Below are 4,795 nucleotides of genomic sequence, written 5' to 3'. Positions count from 1 at the left end.
TCGACGCTACTCGTGCCAGTGAGGACGCTGCCGGTCACAGCCGTGTCTTCGGCGGTGGTCACGCTTTCGCTGAGGTCGGTAAAGCTGTCGTCAACCGGCGTCACGTTGATGTTAAGGGTCGAAGTGATGTTGCTGCCGGAACCGTCAGTGACTGTGTAGCTCACCGTTGGCACCGTGCCGTTGTAATTGACGTCCGGCGTAAAGGTGTAGGCGCCATTGGCGCCGATGACCAGGGTGCCGACGTTGGCGATGGTCGCGGTCTGGCCTGCGACGTAGGTGGTATCACCGATGGTGAAGTTCACCACGCTGACTGGACCGTCGACGCTCGAGGTGCCCGTCAACACACTGCCGGTCACGGCGGTGTCTTCGGCGGTGGTCACACTTTCGCTGAGGTCGGTGAAGCTGTCGTCGACCGGGGTGACGCTGATGGTCAGGGTCGAGGTGACATTGCTGCCGGAGCCGTCGGTGACGGTGTAGCTGACGGTTGGCACGCTGCCGTTGTAGTTGGCGTCCGGGGTAAAGGTGTAGGCGCCATTGGCGCCGATGACCAGGGTGCCGACGTTGGCGATGGTCGCGGTGCTGCCGGCGGCGTAGGTGGTTTCACCGATGGTGAAGTTGAGCACGCTGACTGGACCGTCGACGCTCGAGGTGCCCGTCAATACGCTGCCGGTTATGGCCGTGTCTTCAGCGGTGGTCACGCTTTCGCTGGCATCGATAAAACTGTCATCGACCGGGGTGACGTTGATGGTCAAGGTCGAAGTGACGTTGCTGCCGGAACCGTCAGTCACGGTGTAACTCACGGTCGGTACTGTGCCGTTGTAGTTGGCGGCCGGAGTAAAGGTGTAAGCGCCATTGGCCCCGATCACCAGGGTGCCGACGTTGGCGATGGTCGCGGTGCTGCCGGCGGCGTAGGTGGTCTCACCGATGGTGAAGTTGAGCACGCTGACTGGACCGTCGACGCTCGAAGTGCCGGTGAGGACGCTGCCGGTCACGGCGGTGTCTTCAGCGGTGGTCACACTTTCGCTGAGGTCGGTGAAGCTGTCGTCGACCGGGGTGACGTTGATGGTCAGGGTCGAGGTGACATTGCTGCCCGAACCGTCGGTGACGGTGTAGCTCACCGTCGGCACGCTGCCGTTGTAGTTATCGGCCGGGGTGAAGGTGTAAGCGCCGTTGGCGCCGATGACCAGGGTGCCGACATTGGCGATGGTCGCGGTGCTGCCGGCGGCGTAGGTGGTTTCACCGATGGTGAAGTTGAGCACGCTGACTGGACCGTCGACGCTGCTCGTGCCAGTAAGGACGCTGCCGGTCACCGGGGCATCTTCAGTGGTGGTTACGTTTTCACTGAGGTCGGTGAAGCTGTCATCGACCGGCGTCACGTCGATGTTCAGGGTCGAGGTGACGTTGCTGCCGGAGCCGTCGGTGACGGTGTAGCTGACGGTTGGCACGCCGCCGTTGTAATTGGCGTCCGGGGTGAAGGTGTAAGCGCCGTTGGCGCCGATCACCAGGGTGCCGACGTTGGCGATGGTCGCCGTCTGACCGGCGTTGAAGGTGCCAGTAACACCGTCGATGCTGAAATTAACCACGCTGACCGGGCCATCAACGCTCGAGGTGCCCGTCAACACACTGCCGCTGACGGCGGTGTCTTCCTGGGTGGAGACCGTTTCGCTGAGGTCGGAGAAGCTGTCGTCGACCGGCGTCACGTCGATGTTCAGGGTCGAGGTGACATTGCTGCCCGAGCCGTCGGTGACGGTGTAGCTGACGGTCGGCACCGTGCCGTTGTAATTTTCGGCTGGCGTGAAGGTGTAGGTGCCGTTGGCCCCGATCACCAGGGTGCCGACATTGGCGATGGTCGCGATCTGGCCGGCGTTGAAAGTCCCAGGAACGCCGTCGATGGTGAAATTAACCACGCTGACTGGACCGTCGACGCTCGAGGTGCCCGTCAACACACTGCCGGTCACGGCGGTGTCTTCGGCGGTGGTCACACTTTCGCTGAGGTCGGTGAAGCTGTCGTCGACCGGCGTCACGCTGATGTTCAGGGTCGAGGTGACGTTGCTGCCGGAACCGTCGGTAACGGTGTAGCTCACGGTCGGCACGCTGCCGTTGTAATTTTCGGCTGGCGTGAAAGTGTAAGTGCCATTGGCCCCAATCACCAGGGTGCCGACATTGGCGATGGTCGCGGTCTGGCCGGCGTTGAAAGTGCCAGGAACGCCGTCGATGGTGAAATTAACCACGCTGACCGGGCCATCGACGCTCGAGGTGCCAGTAAGGACGCTGCCGGTCACGGCGGTGTCTTCAGCGGTGGTCACACTTTCGCTGAGGTCGATGAAGCTGTCATCGACCGGCGTCACGTCGATGTTCAGGGTCGAGGTGACGTTGCTGCCGGAGCCGTCGGTGACGGTGTAGCTGACGGTTGGCACGCCGCCGTTGTAATTGGCGTCCGGGGTGAAGGTGTAAGCGCCGTTGGCCCCGATCACCAGGGTGCCGACGTTGGCGATGGTCGCCGTCTGACCGGCGTTGAAGGTGCCAGTAACACCGTCGATGCTGAAATTAACCACGCTGACCGGGCCATCAACGCTCGAGGTGCCCGTCAACACACTGCCGCTGACGGCGGTGTCTTCCTGGGTGGAGACCGTTTCGCTGAGGTCGGTGAAGCTGTCGTCGACCGGCGTCACGTCGATGTTCAGGGTCGAGGTGACATTGCTGCCCGAGCCATCGGTGACGGTGTAGCTGACGGTCGGCACCGTGCCGTTGTAGTTGGCATCCGGGGTAAAGGTGTAGGCGCCGTTGGCTCCGATCACCAGGGTGCCGACATTGGCAATGGTCGCCGTCTGGCCGGCGTTGAAAGTCCCAGGAACGCCGTCGATGCTGAAATTAACCACGCTGACCGGGCCATCAACGCTCGAGGTGCCCGTCAACACACTGCCGCTGACGGCGGTGTCTTCCTGGGTGGAGACCGTTTCGCTGAGGTCGGAGAAGCTGTCGTCGACCGGCGTCACGTCGATGTTCAGGGTCGAGGTGACATTGCTGCCCGAGCCGTCGGTGACGGTGTAGCTGACGGTCGGCACCGTGCCGTTGTAGTTGGCGGCCGGGGTGAAGGTGTAAGCGCCATTGGCCCCGATCACCAGAGTACCGACGTTGGCGATGGTCGCGATCTGGCCGGCGTTGAAAGTCCCAGGAACGCCGTCGATGGTGAAATTAACCACGCTGACTGGACCGTCGACACTCGAGGTACCCGTCAACACGCTGCCGGTTATGGCCGTGTCTTCAGCGGTGGTCACGCTTTCGCTGATGTCGGTGAAGCTGTCGTCAATTGGCGTGACGCTGATGTTCAGGGTCGAGGTGACATTGCTGCCCGAGCCGTCGGTGACGGTGTAGCTCACGGTCGGTACTGTGCCGTTGTAGTTGGCGTCTGGGGTGAAGGTGTAGGCGCCATTGGCGCCGATGACCAGGGTGCCGACGTTGGCGATGGTCGCGGTCTGGCCCGCAGTGAAGGTGCCAGGAACGCCGTCGATGGTGAAGTTAACCACGCTGACCGGGCCGTCGACGCTGCTCGTGCCGGTGAGGACGCTGCCAGTCACCGGGGCGTCTTCGGTCGTGGTCACGTTTTCATTGAGGTCGGTGAAACTGTCGTCAACCGGGGTGACGTTGATGTTCAAGGTCGAAGTGAGATTGCTGCCGGAGCCGTCGGTGACGGTGTAGCTGACGGTCGGCACCGTGCCGTTGTAATTGACGTCCGGCGTAAAGGTGTAGGCGCCATTGGCCCCGATCACCAGGGTGCCGACATTGGCGATGGTCGCGGTGCTGCCGGCGGCGTAGGTGGTTTCACCGATGGTGAAGTTGAGCACGCTGACCGGACCATCGACGCTCGAGGTGCCGGTGAGGACGCTGCCGGTTACGGCGGTGTCTTCAGCGGTGGTCACACTTTCGCTGAGGTCGGTGAAGCTGTCGTCGACCGGGGTGACGTTAATGGTCAAGGTCGAGGTGACGTTGCTGCCGGAACCGTCGGTGACGGTGTAGCTGACGGTCGGTACTGTGCCGTTGTAATTGGCGTCTGGCGTGAAGGTATAGGCGCCGTTCGCTCCGATCACCAGGGTGCCGACATTGGCGATGGTCGCGGTCTGGCCCGCTGTGAAGGTGCCAGGTACGCCGTCGATGGTGAAATTCACCACGCTGACCGGGCCGTCGACACTCGAGGTGCCCGTCAACACGCTGCCGGTTATGGCCGTGTCTTCAGTGGTGGTCACATTTTCACTGAGGTCGGTGAAGCTGTCATCGACCGGGGTGACGCTGATGTTAAGGGTCGAAGTGACGTTGCTGCCGGAACCGTCAGTGACTGTGTAGCTGACGGTTGGCACCGTGCCGTTGTAATTGACGTCCGGCGTAAAGGTGTAGGCGCCATTGGCCCCGATGACCAGGGTGCCGACATTGGCGATGGTTGCGGTCTGGCCGGCGTTGAAAGTGCCAGTCACACCGTCGATGGTGAAATTCACCACGCTGACCGGACCGTCGACACTCGAGGTGCCCGTCAACACGCTGCCGGTTATGGCCGTGTCTTCAGCGGTGGTCACGCTTTCGCTGATGTCAGTAAAGCTGTCGTCGACCGGGGTGACGTTGATGGTCAGGGTCGAGGTGACATTGCTGCCGGAGCCGTCGGTGACGGTGTAGCTCACGGTCGGCACCGTGCCGTTGTAGTTGGCGTCCGGCGTAAAGGTGTAGGCGCCATTGGCGCCGATGACCAGGGTGCCGACGTTGGCGATGGTCGCGGTCTGGCCCGCAGTGAAGGTGCCAGGAACGC

At 62.4% G+C, this 4,795-nt stretch carries 1 protein-coding gene; it reads right to left on the bottom strand.

The genetic code is table 11. The annotated features are described in order from the left end of the window. Positions 1-4,795 (bottom strand): cadherin-like domain-containing protein (locus KW838_RS29195; RefSeq protein ID WP_218504369.1); only part of this gene is annotated, 4,795 nt, incomplete at both ends.

Source organism: Pseudomonas sp. PDM27 (assembly GCF_019219205.1).
Taxonomy (GTDB): domain Bacteria; phylum Pseudomonadota; class Gammaproteobacteria; order Pseudomonadales; family Pseudomonadaceae; genus Aquipseudomonas; species Aquipseudomonas laurylsulfatiphila.
Note: the sequence above shows the minus strand (reverse complement) of the source record. Positions and strands in the feature narration are given on the sequence as shown.